Source organism: Oryzibacillus soli (assembly GCF_051594765.1).
Lineage (GTDB): Bacteria > Bacillota > Bacilli > Paenibacillales > NBRC-103111 > Paenibacillus_AR.
Genome location: NZ_JBPPGJ010000016.1, coordinates 143,647 through 160,684, shown reverse-complemented (window position 1 = coordinate 160,684; position 17,038 = coordinate 143,647). Strand labels below are relative to the sequence as shown.

Genomic DNA, 17,038 nt, shown 5'->3' with positions numbered 1-17,038 from the left:
GAGGTAACCGCAAGGGGCCAGCCGCCGAAGGTGGGGTAGATGATTGGGGTGAAGTCGTAACAAGGTAGCCGTATCGGAAGGTGCGGCTGGATCACCTCCTTTCTATGGAGTACCTCGTGACCGTAGCGTCACGGTACAATGAGCAAGACAATCGGCTGATGTTACTTACTCGTGTTCAGTTTTGAAGGATCACCGGAATAAGAGAGACACCTCACGGATGTGGGGTGTCTCTTTTGCGTGACCAAACTGTACGTCAGACTGCTCTTAGCGGCTTAACCGTTCGAGCCGGTGTCTGCCGTGGACGCCGCTTCCCATTCGGCGATCTTCTCTTTGTACTTCTCCAGCAGCTTGGTAAGGGCCTGTTTGATGGCCTCCGCCTCTTTGGCCTCCACCGCTTGGGATAAGGCGATCTCCGCTTCCATCAGGGACGCGTCCGGCATCCACGCCGGAATCGCACGTACGGCATCCGGTGCGCCGTCGAGCGTTACCGCCGATACGGCCCGAATCATATCCGGCGCTCCGTCCGGGATCAGATCCGGCGTAGCGCCCGGGATCCACGCAGGCACTGCGGGGACAGCATCGGGCTCTCCTTCGGGAAGGTGGGCTGCTCCGATCACGACATTCCCGTCAGGGCCGGCCACGGCGGCAGGCTGATCCGGGCTGCCAGTGTCAGCGGCAACTGCCGCTGAATAGAAGATTCGGACCGGCCCGGGTCCCTCGGCTCCCGGGGCGGCTGCTGTGATGGTGATGGCCACCTTATCGGGGCGGGGGACCGTGTTTTCGTCATCGGACGGTTTCGTAAGGATGACCTTCATCTTCGGCCTAAGAGCATCGTACCGGTCCAGCGTAGCCTTCCAATCCTCGACGGTGGCAGGGGCATAGGTCTCGGCCGCTGCAACAGGATCGACCATCCGGTAAACCTGGAGAGCCGGAGCGGAGACTGCGGACACCTGAACGGCGGGGGCCATGGGTTGGGCCGGTTGAACGGCATCGGTTGACGTGTCATCAGAGGCGTTCACCGTCAGGGGAACGGCGGCGAATGCGGCGAGCATGGCGGTCAGGGCGGATTTCTTCAGGGTCTGCATGGGAATCATGGTTACACTCCTTCGAATAGGGATATTGTCTTACAGGCTTCATTGTAGAGGGCGGGTGTGGCAGAACATCCGCGCTTTTGTGGAAAAACAATGGCATACGCCCCAGGCCGGCTGCCACGTTGTTATAATGGATCCAAGAACCTGCGTAGATGGAGGCCGGTCATGAAGCAGCAGCCTTTGATTGCCGTCGTGGATGACGATCCGAATATAAGGGAATTGGTGGAAGCCTACTTAAGAAAAGAGCAGTATGCCACGGTCGGGGTCGGCAGTGCGGAGGAAGCGCTGCAGCTGTGGCGCTCCCATGAGCCCGACATGTGGGTACTGGACATCATGCTTCCCGGAATGGATGGGTATACGTTCCTGCGGAGAGTCCGCCAGGAAGCCGAGGTGCCCATCATCATGATCTCGGCGAAGGATGCGGAGGTGGACCGGGTTCTGGGGCTGGAGCTGGGCGGGGACGACTACCTGGTGAAGCCGTTCAGCCTCCGCGAGCTGGTAGCCCGGGTCAAGAGACAGCTCCACCGTTGGCAGGCAGCGGGCCACCCAGCCGAACACCGGGGACAGCAGAGTCTGCTGGAGGCCGGACGGCTGAAACTGATGACGGAGGAGCGCCGCGTATTCTGGAACGGGATGGAGGCGGACGTCACGATGAAGGAATTCGAGCTTCTGAAGACTCTGGCGGAGCATCCCAACCGGGCCTTCACGAGGGAGGAGCTGCTGGTGAAGGTGTGGGGGGACGATTACTACGGCAGCGACCGGGCGGTGGACCACCTGATCAAGCGGGTCCGCAAAAAGCTGGAGCAGGTGCCGATCGAAGCGGTATGGGGCCACGGCTATCGGCTTCGTACGGAGGAAGGGGGAGCAGGCGATGAAGCTGGGACATCAGATTAATCTGGCCTTCGGCCTGATGCTGCTGGCGGTGATGTCGGTGACGGCGGTCGTTCTTCACTATGCGCTCTTGGACCATCTGATCGGCGTGCAGAAGGCAGACCTGAAGATCATGAGCCAATCCGTAAGCGACGTGCTGACTCTGAAGGCTTCCGAACCGGCGGGTAATGGAGTGGACCGGACGGAGGTGACGGTCTCGCTGGCCGGTGTTCAGGCGATTGTTGCCGACAAGGAGGGCCGGGTCGTCTATGGGGCTATGCCTGAGGGGGCCAGCCAGCTGACGGCTGCCGTTGCGGCCGCACGGGCCTTGCCCGCACAGCCTATCGCGGAAGCGGAGCCCGGCTGGAACGGCACCAAGCTGGGTTATCTGATGGACGTCCGCCCGATCCCGGAGGGGACGCTGACGCTGATGACCCCCATGAAGCGGATCGAAGAGATGGAACGGGCGCTGTTTTTGCGGCTGCTGTGGATTTTTGCAGCGGGCGGGGTAGTGGTCTACCTGCTCAGCCTTCTCCTAACCCGGAAGCTGACCAAGCCTCTCATGCTGCTGAAGACGGAGCTGGAGAAGGTGAAGGACCGGAGGTTCTCCGATGTCCGGAGGGTCCGGGCCGGAGGGGAAATCGGGGCCGTGGCCCAGACCGTCCACGATCTGGCGGAGGAGCTGCACCGGTACAGCGTGGCGCAGAAGCATTTTTTCCAGAATGCGTCCCATGAGCTGAAGACTCCGCTGATGTCCATCTCCGGGTATGCCGAAGGGATCCGGGACGGCGTATTCGAAGGAGAAGGCATGCACCGGGGACTGGAGATCATCATGAAGGAGAGCAATAGGCTGAAGAAGCTGGTGTCGGAGATGATGCTGCTGGCCAAGCTGGACAGCGAGGAAGACATCTACAAGTCCTCGAAGGTGAATCTGACGGAGCTGTTGACCGAGACGGCAGAGCGTCTGAACCCGGTGCTCGCCGCCAGAGGGCTCCAGATGGATGTGCCCGTGGATCAAGGGGAGCTGTACGTGGATGCCGACAAGGACAAGCTGCTGCAGGCGCTGCTCAATGTGGCCTCGAATGCGGCCCGGTATGCGAGGAGCCGGATCCGGCTGTCCGCGGAGGGGCATGGAGGACGCGTCGTCCTTCGGGTGGCGGATGACGGGGACGGCATCTCGGGGGAGCTGCTGCCGTACATGTTCCACCGCTTCGTGAAGGGGAAGGACGGGGAATCCGGCTTGGGACTGGCCATTGCACGGGCCATCGTCGAGCGCTGCGGAGGCTCCATCTCCGCCGGGAACCGAGCGGAAGGAGGGGCCGAGCTGGTGCTGGAGCTTCCTGCCGCGGCTTAAGGGGAGCGCCTCGTTGCAGGTGCTCTAGATCGTGCATAGGAGCGGGCGTAACGCAATATAAGTAGAGAATTCATGGATATTAACGGAGGAAGCCTCATGAACAAGCTCCTGAACCTGGTGAAGGAGGGGCTCCTGCCCCGGTTGACGCTGGAGAGTCCGGATCCCCATGACCCGGTCGAGGTGCTCGAGGTTCCGTCGCCCTGGCAGCTCTTGGGCGTCGGCAATTATGCGGCGGTGCTGGTCCATCCAGACTATGCGGATTATGCGGTGAAGGTCTACGCTCCCGGAAAACCGGGGCTTCAAGATGAGCTTCAGGTGTACGGGCGATTGGGCCGGCACCGGGCTTTTTCGGAATGCTACGGGTCGGGGGAGAGCTTCCTGATCTTGAAGCGCCTGCAGGGAGTAACCTTGTACGACTGCATCCGGAGAGGGATCCCCATTCCCGAGCGGGTGATCCGCGATATCGACGAGGCGCTGGAGTATGCCCGCTCCAAAGGGCTCTATCCCCATGACATCCATGCGAAGAACGTGATGCTGGCGGACGGACGGGGACTGGTGCTGGACGTGTCGGATTTCTTGAAGATGGAGTATTGCCGGATGTGGGATGATTTCAAAAAAGCGTACCGCAAGCTCTACAAGCCGCTTCTGCTCAGGAGACCGGTGCCCATTCCCGAGCGGCTGCTGGAGGGGGTCCGCAAGAGCTACCGGTATTATAAGAAGTGGCGCGGCGAGGACTGAAGGGTTTGGATTCGGGCGGACCGATGTGTTAGGATATTAGCACAATCCGGAAAAAACAGGAGGTCCCCCTAAATGAGCATCCGGTCGCGTTCGATCATTCCCGCCATCCTAGTGACCGCGCTGGTATCCAGCGGCCTGACGCTGGTGTGGGCCCGCGAGCAGGACAAGGACTGGGTGAAGCTGAAATCGGTCTATTCCATGCTGAATAAGGAATACGTGCAAACCGTAGATACAACCAAGCTGATGGACGGAGCGGTCGACGGCATGCTGAAGGCCTTGGACGACCCGTATACCGTCTATATGAGCCAAGAGGAATCCAAGGGCTTCGAGGAGTCCATCACCTCCTCCTTCGTCGGCATCGGTGCGGAGATTACGGAGCTGGACGGGCATATCGTCATCGTGGCGCCGATCAAGAATTCTCCCGCCGAGAAGGCAGGGCTGAAGCCCAACGACCGGATCGTCTCCGTCGGGGCTACGAGCCTGGAGGGGATGAAGGTCAGCGAGGCGGTCAAGCAGGTGCGCGGCGAGAAGGGCACCAAGGCGGAGCTCACCATCGAGCGTCCCGGAGAGTCCGAGCCGCTGCATGTTACGGTGGTCCGGGATACGATTCCCATCGAAACCGTCTACGGGGAGATGAAGGAAGGGCAGATCGGCTACCTGCAGATTACCAAGGTGTCCGAGTCCACCGCCCAGGAATTCGCCAAGCAGCTGAAGACGCTGAAGGACCAGGGCATGAAGGGGCTGGTGCTGGACCTGCGCCAGAATCCGGGCGGCCTGCTCGGGGTATCCTTCGAGATTGCGGAGATGCTGGTGCCGGCGGGCAAAACCATCCTGCAGGTCGAGAACCGCAGCGGCAAGAAGGAGATCTATACGTCCAACGGCAGCGGGGCCAACCCCAGCGTGGCGGGCCTGCCTATGGCGGCGCTGATCGACGAGGGTACGGCTAGCGCTGGCGAGATTCTGGCGGGCGCGCTGCAGGAGTCGGGGGGCGCCAAGCTGGTGGGGCAGAAGACCTTCGGCAAGGGCACGGCCCAGGCGGTGGTGGAGCTGGACGACGGCTCCACCGTCAAGTACACCAACGCCAAGTGGCTGACTCCGGGCGGCACCTGGATCCACAAGACCGGCATCAAGCCGGACGTGGAGGTGAAGCTTCCGGAATACGCCGGACTGCCGCTGGTGGATCCGGAGAAGGAGTGGAGGAAGGACAGCTTCTCCACGGATGTGAAGAGCATCCAGATGATGCTGGAGGCGCTGGGGTATCCGGCCGGGCGGACCGACGGCTACTTCGACGGGAAGACCGAGGCGGCGGTGCTGGCCTTCCAGCAGGCCCAAGGGCTGGAAGCGAACGGCGTCGTATCCGGCAAGACGACCCGCCGGATGATCGAGCTCCTGCGGGAGCTGATCCGCAAGAGTGATCCGCAGCTGGAGGCGGCCCTGAAGGTGGCGGCCGGGCGGTAGAAGAGAGGAGCATTCAGGCCGGGGGTCTGGATGCTTCTTTTTTTCGGTGGGGGCAGTTTATTGGAGTGTCACTGTCGAGGGCGCCTCGTTAGGGCAGGGGCAGATGTGCTCAATATGGCCCCGCTCGGGTAACACCGAAGGGGAATCCCGCAGCTTGACCCCATCCTCGCCCGGGTGGCTCCGCAGCATAACTCGACCCTGGAGAAAGGGGGGGGGTGAAATAAGGCGGTGGGAGGCCTTAAATCCACACCACGGCCCTATCCTCGGGCAGGGAGGGGGCGGGGACATAAGGAGACAGGCAACCACGCCTGCCTAGGGAGGTGGACCAGCCAAGCCAGTTTATGGTTCAGCCACGCCCGTCTGGTGGCATTTCGTGTGGGCCGGAGCTCGATTGCGGGAATGTTGTGACGGAGTGTCTCAAACCTTGTGAAAGCGTCGAAAAAAGCGAATGTTCGTAATTTGTGAACTTAGGAACGTTCGTCTTTATCGGTTGACATGGGGGGGATGGGGCTGTTACACTAAGCTTACATGGGAAAACCCACATATTGTGCGAATCAAGTCGTTTTTACTCGTATACCTTCGGGAATAGGGCCCGAACGTTTCTACCCGGAAACCGTAAATTTTCGGACTACGAGCGAAGATGCTTTTTTCTGTCTGCGCGTCGGCGTACACAGGTAGCATCCGCTCTGTCCGGCAGGTTGCAAGGGACATTTCGGTAAGCAGGCCTGGTCGCGGACGTTTTTTTGCGTATTCGGAAGCGGTTTGCCGGGGGCTGCCGCAATGGAATACGGCGTCGTTAAGGGGGCGCCGATGGCTTTTGGGAGAAATTTATAGTTGTGCTAAGATGGAATCATCAGGATATCGAGGAACAGGAAAGAAGGGGAATTATGTCCGCTGTTGTTGGAGTAATCATGGGAAGCCAGTCCGATTGGGAGACGATGAAGCATGCGTGCGACGTGCTCGACGAGTTGAACATCCCCTATGAGAAAAAGGTGGTCTCGGCCCACCGGACTCCGGACCTGATGTTCGAATACGCCGCAAGCGCGGTGGAGCGGGGCTTGAAGGTCATCATCGCCGGAGCGGGCGGCGCCGCCCACCTGCCGGGTATGGTGGCAGCCAAGACGGTGCTGCCGGTCATCGGGGTGCCTGTCAAGTCGTCCAACCTGAACGGGCTGGACTCGCTGCTCTCCATCGTGCAGATGCCGGGCGGCATTCCGGTGGCAACGGTGGCCATCGGCAAAGCGGGAGCCACCAACGCGGGCCTGCTGGCGGCACAGCTGCTGGGCGCCTTCGATCCGACGCTGCAGCAGGCCGTGGCCGACCGCCGGGAGCGCATCGCCCAGAGCGTCATGGAAACGAGTGATCAGCTGATATGAGCGGCGCAATGAGAAGAACCGAAGGGACGGCCCCCGTCGGCAGAGCATATGATCCCGGCAAGGTCATCCTGCCCGGCAGCACCATCGGCGTGCTGGGCGGCGGCCAATTGGGCCGGATGCTGGCACTGGCCGGCAGCCACATGGGCTACCGGTTCGCCACCCTGGATCCGACGCCGGACTGCCCGCTGGGGCAAGTGGCGAGCTACCAGATTACGGCAGGCTACGGGGATGCCGAAGCGGCAAGAGCCCTGGCGAAGCAGTCGGATGTCATCACCTACGAATTCGAGAATGTGGACGCCGCCGTGGCGGACATGCTGGAGCGCGAGTCCTACGTCCCCCAGGGCAGCCGGCTGCTGTACACGACGCAGCACCGCCTGCGCGAGAAGCGGGCCGTGGAAGCGGCCGGCGCTCCGGTGGCGCCGTACGCGGAGATCGGCAGCCTGGCCGAGCTGGAGGCCGCCGTGGCCCGCTTCGGCACGCCCTGCGTGCTGAAGACGGCGACCGGCGGCTATGACGGCAAGGGACAGTGGGTGATCCGCTCCGCGGACGTATGCGCCGAGGCCTACGCGGCGCTGAGCCGGGCGGGCACGGAGCTGGTGCTGGAGCAGTTCATCCGCTTCGAACGGGAGATCTCGGCCATCGCGGCCCGGAGCCCCCGGGGCGAGGTTAAGGTGTTCCCCATCGCGGAGAATATTCACGTGGACAACATTCTCCACCTCTCCATCGTCCCAGCGCGGACCACCGATGCGGTGCGGAAGAGGGCGGAGGAGCTGGCGGTGAAGATCGCCGAGACGCTGGATGTCGTAGGCCTGATCGCGGTGGAGATGTTCCTGACCCCGGACGGGGAGCTCTATGTGAATGAGCTGGCACCGCGCCCCCACAACTCCGGCCATTACACCATGGAGGCTTGTATGACCTCCCAGTTTGAGCAGCATGTCCGGGCGGTATGCAACCTGCCGCTGGGCTCTACGGAGCTGTTGACTCCCGTGGTGATGGTCAATGTGCTGGGCGAGCATGTGGAGCCTCTGCTGCAATGGCTCGGCAGCCAAAAGGCCGAGGAGCCTGGCGTCAGTGTGAAGGTGCACTTGTACGGTAAGGCCGAGGCGAAGCATAAGCGGAAGATGGGCCACGTGAACCTGCTGGCCCGCGACACGGAAACCGCGCTTGCATGGGTTGAGCGGACAGGGATTTGGAACCGGGAGCAGGAAGGCTAAGCCATCAATCAACTTATTGGAGGATTCCTATGTTAGAGCGTTATAGCCGCAAGGAAATGGCGTCCATCTGGACGGAAGAGAATAAATTCAAGGCATGGCTGGAAGTGGAGATCCTGTCCTGCGAGGCGTGGGCCGAGCTGGGCATCATCCCGAAGGAGGATGTGGCGGAGCTGCGCAAGAACGCCTCCTTCAACATCGACCGGATCTATGAGATCGAGCAGGACACCCGCCACGACGTCATCGCCTTCACCCGCGCGGTCTCCGAGACTCTGGGCGAGGAGCGCAAGTGGGTGCACTACGGCCTGACCTCCACGGACGTGGTGGATACGGCGCTGGGCTACCTGCTGCTGCAGGCCAACCGGATCCTGGAGAAGGATCTGGTGAACTTCATTGAGATCCTGAAGGACAAGGCCAAGGCCTACAAGGACACTCCGATGATGGGCCGGACCCACGGCGTCCATGCGGAGCCCACCACCTTCGGCCTGAAGATGGCCCTGTGGTACGAAGAAATGAAGCGCAACCTGGAGCGGTTCCAATATGCGGCCGACCAAGTCCAATACGGCAAAATCTCCGGGGCCGTCGGCACCTACGCCAACATCGACCCCTTCATCGAACAATACGTCTGCGGCAAGCTCGGCACCAAGGCTGCTCCGATCTCGACCCAGACCCTCCAGCGCGACCGCCACGCCCAATACATGGCGACCCTGGCGCTGATCGCTACCTCCCTCGACAAGTTCGCCACCGAAATCCGCGCGCTCCAGAAGAGCGAGTTCCGCGAGGTGGAGGAACCGTTCGCCAAGGGCCAGAAGGGCTCCTCGGCCATGCCCCACAAGCGCAACCCCATCGGCTGCGAGAACATCTCCGGCCTGTCCCGCGTCATCCGCGGCCATATGCTGTCGGCCTACGAGAACGTGCCGCTGTGGCATGAGCGGGATATCAGCCACTCCTCCGTGGAGCGGATCATCCTGCCGGATGCCACCTCGCTTCTGGACTACATGCTGAACCGTCTGGGCAACATCATCAAGAACCTGACCGTATTCCCGGAGAATATGAAGCGCAACATGCAGAGCACCTACGGCGTACCGTTCTCCGGCCGCGTCATGACCAAGCTCATCGACAAGGGCTTCAGCCGCGAGCAGGCTTACGATACCGTCCAGCCCAACGCTATGAAGGCGTGGGAGGAGCAGCGCTCGTTCCGCTCCATCATCGAGGCGGACCCGGTGATCTCCGAGGCACTGACGGCAGAGGAGATCGAGGATTGCTTCAACCCGGCATGGCATCTGAAGCATGTCGATACGATTTTTGAGAAGCTGGGGCTGAATTAAAGGATTGGTTCGGATAGAGGCAAGCGGAAGGTAAACGAGAAGGAGGCCTCGGGAGTGGAGACGAAGGCGCTGTCCACGGCGGTGGACCTGGTGAAAGCCCCCCTGCTGTACAAAGGCAAGGTGCGGGAGCTGTACGATTTGGGCGAGCATTATCTGATTGTGGTGACGGACCGGATCTCGGCATTCGACTACGTGCTGGATCCGGCAGTGCCGGATAAGGGCAATATGCTGAACCAAATCAGCGCATTCTGGTTCGGGCTGACGAAGAGCATGCAGGCGAACCACGTGGTGCACACGGATGTGGAGAAGCTGGGGGACCTGGTGACCGCGCCGGAGCTGCTGAAGGACCGCATCATGGTCACGAAGAAGGCGGAGCGGATCGACATCGAATGTATCGTGCGTGGCTATATCACCGGTGGCGGCTGGAGACAATACCAGCAAACGGGTGAAATCAACGGCCGCAAGCTGCCCGAGGGACTGCGCAAGAACCAGGCCCTCGCCGAGCCCATCTTCACTCCGTCGGCCAAGAACGATGTGGGCCACGACGAGGACATCTCCATCGAGCGGATGAAGGAGCTGGTCGGCGCCGAGCTGACGGCGGAGCTGGAGCGCCGGAGCATTCTGCTCTACATGCTGGCTCACCAGTATTGCGACAGCCGAGGCATCATCCTGGCGGACACCAAGTTCGAATTCGGCATCATCGGCGGAGAGATCATCCTGATCGACGAGGTGTTCACGCCGGACTCCTCCCGTTTCTGGGCCAAGGAGAACTACGCCCTCGACATCGAGATCGACAGCATGGACAAGGAACCGGTGCGCACGTATTTGGCCCACTCCGGCTGGGACAAGAACAGCAAGCCCGACCCGCTGCCCGCCGAGGTGGTGGAGGCGACGGCCAGCCGCTACCGGGAGATTTACCGCCGGCTGACGGCCCAGTAAAACAACAAACGGCCCTCAATGCGGCCGGTTCTCATAGACGGGCTGCCTGACGGCAGGCCGGTACTAAGCTTCCACCACGCTGCCCCTGCGGTAGACATCGTTATTCCAGACTAGGAGGAATCCTCATGATCAAAGCGACCGTATACGTCACGATCAAGCAAAGCGTGCTCGACCCTCAAGGCAATGCCGTTCAAGGCGCCCTGCATTCCATCGGCTTCAGCGAAGTTGAGAAGGTGCGCATCGGCAAATATCTGGAGCTGAACCTGAACACCACGGATCGGAACGAGGCGGAATCCCGCGTACGGACCATGTGCGAGAAGCTCCTCGCCAACACGGTCATCGAAGATTACCGCTTTGAACTGGAGGGCTATTAAGATGAACTTCGCAGTGCTTGTGTTTCCGGGCTCCAATTGCGACCTGGACTGCTACAAGGCGGTGGAATCCACCATCGGCCAGCCGGTGGACTACGTGTGGCAGACGGAAACCGACCTGTCCAAATATGATTGCATCATCGTGCCCGGCGGCTTCTCCTACGGCGACTACCTGCGCTGCGGGGCCATCGCCAACTTCGCTCCCGTCATGGGCGCGCTGAAGGAAGCGGCCCGGGCCGGCAAGTACATCCTGGGCATCTGCAACGGATTCCAGATTCTGACCGAATCGGGTCTCCTGCCGGGCGCCCTGATGCGCAACAAGACGCTGAAGTTCCGCTGCCATCCCTCGGCTCTCGAGGTGGTGAACAACAAGACCCCCTTCACCAACCAATACGCCGCCGGCGAGAAGATCGACATTCCGATCGCCCACGGCGAAGGCAACTACTATTGCGATGAAGCGACCTTGAAGGAGCTTCAAGCCCACAACCAGATCGTGTTCCGTTATGCGGCGGAGAACCCCAACGGCTCGGTCGCGGATATTGCAGGAATCTGCAGCAAGGAAGGCAACGTCGTCGGCATGATGCCCCATCCCGAGCGGGCGGTGGATCAGCTTCTGGGCTCCGAGGACGGGGTCCGCATGTTCACATCGATCTTAAGCACTTGGAGGGAAAAACATGGCGCAGCAGCTATCGGCTAAGGAGCCTACGGCAGAGCAAATCGCAGAGCAGAAGATTTACAAGCAGTTCGGCGTATCCGACGACGAGTATGCCAAGATCTGCGGGTTCATGGGCCGCAAGCCGAATTACGTCGAGATCGGCGTGTTCAGCGTCATGTGGTCGGAGCACTGCTCCTATAAGAATTCCAAGCCGGTGCTTCGGAAGTTCCCCGTGACGGGCCCCCGCGTCCTGATGGGACCGGGCGAAGGCGCGGGCATCGTGGACATCGGCGACAACCAGGCCGTCGTCTTCAAGATCGAGAGCCACAACCACCCCTCCGCCATCGAGCCTTACCAGGGCGCAGCGACAGGTGTGGGCGGTATCATCCGGGATATTTTCTCCATGGGCGCACGTCCGGTGGCCCTCTTGAACTCCCTGCGCTTCGGGCGCCTGGAGAGCGACAACGTCAAGTACCTGTTCGAGCACGTGGTGTCCGGCATCGCCGGCTACGGCAACTGCATCGGCATCCCGACGGTGGGCGGCGAAGTCATGTTCGACGAAAGCTACGAGGGGAACCCCCTGGTCAACGCCATGTGTGTGGGACTCATCGATCACGATAAGATTCAAAAGGGTGTGGCCCAAGGCGTGGGCAACCCGGTCTTCTACGTCGGTCCGGCTACCGGCCGGGATGGCATCCACGGGGCGACCTTCGCTTCCGAGGAGCTGACCGCTGAGTCCGAGGCCAAGCGCTCCGCCGTTCAGGTGGGCGATCCGTTCATGGAGAAGCTGGTGCTCGAGGCCACCCTCGACCTGATCAATTCCGGCATCGTCGTGGGCATCCAGGACATGGGAGCGGCCGGCTTGACCTGCTCCAGCTCCGAGATGGCCTCCAAGGCCGGCAACGGCATGGAGCTGTATCTGGACGCCGTGCCCCAGCGCGAGGAGGGCATGACGCCCTATGAGATGATGCTGTCCGAATCCCAGGAGCGGATGCTGTTCGTGGTGAAGCCGGAGCATGAGGAGCAGGCTAGGGCGATTTTTGCACGGTGGGGGTTGGATTGTCCGAAGGTGGGCAAGGTGACCGACGACGGCAACTTGAAGCTGTTCCACCATGGAGAGCTGGTCGGCTGCATGCCGGTCACCGCTCTGGTGGACGAGTGTCCGGTGTACAACAAGCCTTCCGCCGAGCCGGCCTATTACCGGGACAATGCGTCGGTGGACACCACCCGCTATCCCGAAGTGACGAACCTCGAGGAAGCCCTTCTGAAGGTGCTGGCCTCCCCGACGGTGGCGAACAAGGAATGGGTTTATAACCAATATGATTACATGGTTCGGACGGAAACATTCGTGCGGCCGGGCTCCGATGCTGCCGTCGTAGGCGTGCCGGGCACCCGCAAGGCGCTGGCCATGACCACCGACTGCAACGGCCGGTACGTGTACCTGGATCCTGAGGTGGGCGGGGCTATCGCGCTGGCGGAAGCGGCGCGCAACATCGTGTGCTCCGGCGCCGAGCCGCTGGCCATTACGGACAACCTGAACTTCGGAAGTCCGGAGAAGCCGGAGATCTTCTGGCAGCTGGAAAAATCCGTCGACGGCATGGCCGAAGCCTGCCGCCGTCTGAATACGCCGGTCATCGGCGGCAACGTCAGCCTGTACAACGAGAACGCCAAGGGGGCCATCTATCCGACGCCGGTCGTCGGGATGGTCGGCCTGGTCCATGATACGGACCATATCACCACCCAGGCGTTCAAGCAGGAGGGCGACGTGATTCTGTTGACCGGCGTGACGAAGGCGGAGCTGGGCGGGTCCGAGTTCCAATATGCCGTACACGGCGTGACCGAAGGGCGTCCTCCGGTTCTGGACCTGGACGTGGAGAAGAAGCTGCTGGACGGCGTGTTAGGCGCTATCCAAGCGGGCTTGGTGGCCTCGGCCCATGACCTGTCGGACGGCGGTCTTGCGGCGGCGCTGGCGGAATCCTGCATCAGCGGCCAGGTAGGCGCAGCGGTGGAGCTGGCCAGCGACCTGCGCGCCGACCACCTGCTGTTCAGCGAGAGCCAGTCCCGCATCCTGCTGACGGCTTCGGCGGAGAAGGCGTCGGCGCTGGTGGAACGGCTGGCTGCGGCCGGCGTTCCGGTTCAGCGGATCGGCACTGTGGAAGGCTCTGCATTGAACGTGAAAGTGAATGGTACCCCTGTCCTCAACACACCTGTAGCGAAGCTAGAAAAGGTTTGGAAGGATGCGATTCCATGTCTGATGAACTCCTGATTCCGGTCTCCAAGCCGGCGTTATGGACAGGTGACTACTATAACGAAGGCGTCGATCCGCAGGTGTTTGACAAGCTGAAGGAAGAGTGCGGCGTGTTCGGGGTGTTCGGACATCCCGAGGCGTCGGCTCTGGGATATTTCGGACTGCATGCGCTGCAACACCGGGGCGAGGAATCGGCGGGGATGTGCACGACCGACGGCGAACAGTTCTATGTTCATAAGGGCATGGGCCTGGTGAAGGAAGTGTTCGACAACGACAAGATCCAATCGTTGAAGGGGCACATCGCCATCGGGCACGTCCGCTACTCCACCTCCGGCGCCAGCAAGCTCCAGAATGCCCAGCCCCTGGTCTTCAAGTACCGGGGCGGGGATCTGGCGATTGCGACCAACGGCAATCTGGTGAACGCAGATGAGCTCCGGAGGGAGCTGGAGGAGGAAGGCTCCATCTTCCAGACCACCAGCGACACGGAGGTTCTCATCCACCTGATCGCCAAGTCCAAGGCGCAGGATCCGGCCCAGGCCGTGAAGGAAGCGCTCCGCCGCGTGGTCGGCGGCTTCGCGTTCCTGATCCTGATCAACGACCGGCTGTTCGTGGCCCAGGACCCCAACGGCCTGCGGCCGCTGATGATCGGCAAGCTGGGCAACGCCTACGTCTTCGCTTCGGAGACCTGCGCCTTCGAGACCATCGGCGCCTCCTATATGCGGGACGTGCAGCCGGGCGAGCTCTTGATCTTCGACTCCCGCGGCATGACGGAGGACCGCTTCGCCACCATGTCGAGACGGTCGCTCTGCGCCATGGAGTTCATCTACTTCTCCCGTCCGGACAGCGACGTGGATGGCTTGAATCTCCACATGTCCCGCAAGCGGATGGGCAAGCATCTGGCCATGGAGAGCTTCGTGGATGCGGACGTGGTGACCGGCGTGCCGGACTCCAGCATCTCCGCCGCCATCGGCTTCGCCGAGCAGACCGGCATCCCGTACGAGATCGGGCTGATCAAGAACCGCTACACGGGCCGGACCTTCATCCAGCCCAGCCAGGAGCTCCGCGAGAAGGGCGTCAAGATGAAGCTGTCGGCGGTCCGCAAGGTGGTGGAGGGCAAGCGCGTCGTCATGATCGACGACTCCATCGTCCGCGGCACCACCTCCCTGCGCATCGTGAACATGCTGCGGGAGGCGGGCGCCAAGGAAGTGCACGTGCGCATCAGCTCGCCGCCGTACATGAACCCGTGCTTCTACGGCATCGATACGCCGAGCCGCAAGGAGCTCATCGCTTCGCAGAAGAGCGTGGAGGAGATCCGCCAGGCCATCAACGCGGATTCGCTCCACTTCCTCTCGAAGCCGGGGCTCCTGGACGCCATCGGGCGTCCTATCGGGGAGCACAACCGGGGCATGTGCCTCGGCTGCTTCGACAACGACTATCCGACGAAGGTGAACGACGAGGCGGGGGAAGTCAGCTGCGGGTGTTAAGGGCCTGCCCGCCCGCCCGGGAAGCGAGCGGATTTCAACATCCCCGTCCAGCGTTCACTGCGTTAAATACTTCCGCTATGAACGGCTAAGAGCATCAATCATTCTACTTAACGGAATCAATATCCGTTAACCTGAAATACTCCGATAAACCGGAAGGATCGAGAGGCGCTGTATACACTCTGGAGGAGCGTGTACGGAACTCGCAGAGCCTGGAGCTTGTTTATCGTTATTCTTTTTTAGCTAAAGGAGCGAATCCCGGTGTCAGAAGCCTATAAAGAAGCAGGTGTCGATATCGCCGCAGGCAACGAAGCGGTGGAACGGATGAAGAAGCACGTGGGCCGGACCTTCCGTCCCGAGGTGCTGACCGGCCTGGGCGGCTTCGGCGGCCTGTTCGGTCTGAACAAGGACCAATACGAGGAGCCGGTGCTGGTGTCCGGCACGGACGGCGTGGGCACCAAGCTGAAGCTGGCCTTCGCCATGGACAAGCACGACACCATCGGCATCGACGCGGTGGCCATGTGCGTCAACGATATCGTGGTCTCCGGCGCCGAGCCCCTCTTCTTCCTCGACTATCTGGCTTGCGGCAAGCTGGTGCCGGAAAAAATCGAGGCCATCGTGGCCGGTGTGGCCGAGGGCTGCGTTCAGGCCGGCTGTGCGCTGATCGGCGGGGAAACCGCTGAGATGCCCGGCATGTACCAGGACGGCGAGTATGACATCGCCGGCTTCTCCGTCGGCATCGTGGACCGCAAAAAGATGGTGGACGGCTCCGCCATCCGCCCCGGCGATGCCGTGATCGGCTTGGCGTCCACAGGCGTGCACAGCAACGGCTTCTCGCTGGTCCGCCGCCTGCTGCTGGAGCAGATGGGCTATAAGCTCGATCAACGGATCGAGGGCTTGAACGGAACCCTGGGCGAGACCCTCCTGACCCCCACCAAGATTTATGTGAAGACCATCCTGGCGCTCCTGAAGCAGGTCGAAGTGAAGGGCATGGCCCATATCACGGGCGGCGGCTTCCTGGAGAACATTCCGCGCTGCCTGCCGGACGGCGTCAACGTGGAGATCGATTACGGCTCCTGGCCGATCCTGCCGATCTTCGAACGGATGCAGAAGGACGGCCAGATCAGCAACAACGATATGTTCCGCACCTTCAACATGGGCATCGGCATGGTGCTGATCGTGCCCGAGGCGCAGGCCGAAGCGGCCATCCAGCTGGCCAACAGCCTGGGGGACCCCGCATACCGGCTGGGCCGCGTCACCGAAGGCGAGAAGATCGTAACATTCAACGGGGCGGTCGTATGACCACCCGACCATTACGCATAGCCGTATTCGCATCGGGAAGCGGAAGCAACTTCCAAGCGATCGTGGACGCGGTGCGTGCGGGCCGGCTCGATGTGCGCATCGAGCTTTTGGTATGCGACAAGCCGAACGCAGCCGTCGTCACTCGCGCCCAGCAAGCCGACGTGCCGGTCCACACCTTCCGCCCGAAGGAGTACGCCTCCCGGCAGGACTACGAGCGGGAGATCGTGACCCATCTGCAGGAGAAGCAGGTGGACCTGATCGTGCTCGCCGGTTATATGCGCATCCTGACGGAGGTGCTGGTGGAAGCGTATTGGGGCCGGATGATCAACATCCATCCGTCCCTTCTGCCCTCCTTCCCCGGGCTCCACGCCGTCCGCCAAGCGCTGGACCACGGCGTCAAGATTACGGGCGTCACCGTCCATGTGGTGGACGGCGGCCTTGACAGCGGCCCGATCCTGGCCCAGCGAGCTCTCTCCATCGAGCCGGACGATACGGAGGATACCTTGAGCAGCCGTATCCACGCCATCGAGCATGATCTATACCCCCAAGTCATCGACGATATTGCGGCAGGACGCATCGACTTAACCCAACTATCGAACAAAAGGACGGGATGATC

The 17,038-nt window shown here is 61.6% G+C and carries 15 protein-coding genes, 1 rRNA gene and 1 riboswitch; of the genes, 15 read left to right on the top strand and 1 reads right to left on the bottom strand.

The window, feature by feature from the left end; all coding sequences use genetic code 11:
• Positions 1–102: ribosomal RNA gene (locus tag ACSEXW_RS20955) — 16S ribosomal RNA — on the top strand; the annotation flags it as partial.
• Between the two features lie 170 nt (positions 103–272).
• Here ACSEXW_RS20955 and ACSEXW_RS20950 read toward each other — a convergent pair.
• The gene (locus ACSEXW_RS20950) at positions 273–1,094 is read right to left on the bottom strand and encodes a hypothetical protein (protein ID WP_438448123.1); all 822 of its coding nucleotides are present in this window, start codon (positions 1,092–1,094) and stop codon (positions 273–275) included.
• Positions 1,095–1,256: 162 nt separating this feature from the next.
• On the opposite strand from ACSEXW_RS20950, the gene ACSEXW_RS20945 reads away from it, so the two are divergent.
• From ACSEXW_RS20945 to purN, 14 genes are all read left to right on the top strand, one after another.
• Positions 1,257–1,985 (top strand): response regulator transcription factor, encoded by a 729-nt coding sequence (locus ACSEXW_RS20945; RefSeq protein ID WP_438448122.1) that lies wholly within the window; start codon positions 1,257–1,259, stop codon positions 1,983–1,985.
• Positions 1,963–3,315, top strand: coding sequence for a sensor histidine kinase (locus ACSEXW_RS20940; protein ID WP_438448121.1), 1,353 nt, complete (start codon positions 1,963–1,965; stop codon positions 3,313–3,315). The genes ACSEXW_RS20945 and ACSEXW_RS20940 overlap by 23 nt, the downstream gene beginning before the upstream one ends.
• A gap of 96 nt (positions 3,316–3,411) precedes the next feature.
• Positions 3,412–4,053: a protein kinase family protein gene (locus tag ACSEXW_RS20935; protein WP_438448120.1), complete on the top strand. Its 642-nt coding sequence runs from the start codon at positions 3,412–3,414 to the stop codon at positions 4,051–4,053.
• A gap of 72 nt (positions 4,054–4,125) precedes the next feature.
• Positions 4,126–5,511 (top strand): S41 family peptidase, encoded by a 1,386-nt coding sequence (locus ACSEXW_RS20930; protein ID WP_438448119.1) that lies wholly within the window; start codon positions 4,126–4,128, stop codon positions 5,509–5,511.
• A 549-nt stretch (positions 5,512–6,060) separates the two neighbouring features.
• Positions 6,061–6,162, top strand: a riboswitch (purine riboswitch).
• Between the two features lie 236 nt (positions 6,163–6,398).
• On the top strand, positions 6,399–6,887 hold the full coding sequence (purE, locus tag ACSEXW_RS20925; RefSeq protein ID WP_438448118.1) for a 5-(carboxyamino)imidazole ribonucleotide mutase: 489 nt from the start codon (positions 6,399–6,401) through the stop codon (positions 6,885–6,887).
• Between the two features lie 8 nt (positions 6,888–6,895).
• Positions 6,896–8,101, top strand: a complete 1,206-nt coding sequence (gene purK / locus ACSEXW_RS20920) for a 5-(carboxyamino)imidazole ribonucleotide synthase (protein WP_438448117.1) — start codon at positions 6,896–6,898, stop codon at positions 8,099–8,101.
• A gap of 29 nt (positions 8,102–8,130) precedes the next feature.
• Positions 8,131–9,426: an adenylosuccinate lyase gene (gene purB, locus ACSEXW_RS20915; protein WP_438448116.1), complete on the top strand. Its 1,296-nt coding sequence runs from the start codon at positions 8,131–8,133 to the stop codon at positions 9,424–9,426.
• A 54-nt stretch (positions 9,427–9,480) separates the two neighbouring features.
• Positions 9,481–10,365 (top strand): phosphoribosylaminoimidazolesuccinocarboxamide synthase, encoded by an 885-nt coding sequence (locus tag ACSEXW_RS20910; protein ID WP_438448115.1) that lies wholly within the window; start codon positions 9,481–9,483, stop codon positions 10,363–10,365.
• A 125-nt stretch (positions 10,366–10,490) separates the two neighbouring features.
• Positions 10,491–10,739 (top strand): phosphoribosylformylglycinamidine synthase subunit PurS, encoded by a 249-nt coding sequence (purS, locus tag ACSEXW_RS20905; protein WP_438448114.1) that lies wholly within the window; start codon positions 10,491–10,493, stop codon positions 10,737–10,739.
• Between the two features lies 1 nt (position 10,740).
• A complete protein-coding gene (gene purQ / locus ACSEXW_RS20900) occupies positions 10,741–11,433 on the top strand; it encodes a phosphoribosylformylglycinamidine synthase subunit PurQ (protein WP_438448113.1) in 693 nt (230 codons plus the stop codon).
• Positions 11,411–13,657 (top strand): phosphoribosylformylglycinamidine synthase subunit PurL, encoded by a 2,247-nt coding sequence (purL, locus tag ACSEXW_RS20895; protein ID WP_438448112.1) that lies wholly within the window; start codon positions 11,411–11,413, stop codon positions 13,655–13,657. Before purQ ends, purL begins: the two co-directional genes overlap by 23 nt.
• A complete protein-coding gene (gene purF / locus ACSEXW_RS20890; protein WP_438448111.1) occupies positions 13,639–15,123 on the top strand; it encodes an amidophosphoribosyltransferase in 1,485 nt (494 codons plus the stop codon). Before purL ends, purF begins: the two co-directional genes overlap by 19 nt.
• Before the next feature lie 258 nt (positions 15,124–15,381).
• On the top strand, positions 15,382–16,422 hold the full coding sequence (purM, locus tag ACSEXW_RS20885) for a phosphoribosylformylglycinamidine cyclo-ligase (RefSeq protein WP_438448110.1): 1,041 nt from the start codon (positions 15,382–15,384) through the stop codon (positions 16,420–16,422).
• Positions 16,419–17,036 carry a phosphoribosylglycinamide formyltransferase gene (gene purN / locus ACSEXW_RS20880; RefSeq protein ID WP_438448109.1) on the top strand — a complete coding sequence of 206 codons (618 nt, stop codon included), beginning with the start codon at positions 16,419–16,421 and terminating at the stop codon, positions 17,034–17,036. Before purM ends, purN begins: the two co-directional genes overlap by 4 nt.
• Positions 17,037–17,038: the final 2 nt, after the last annotated feature.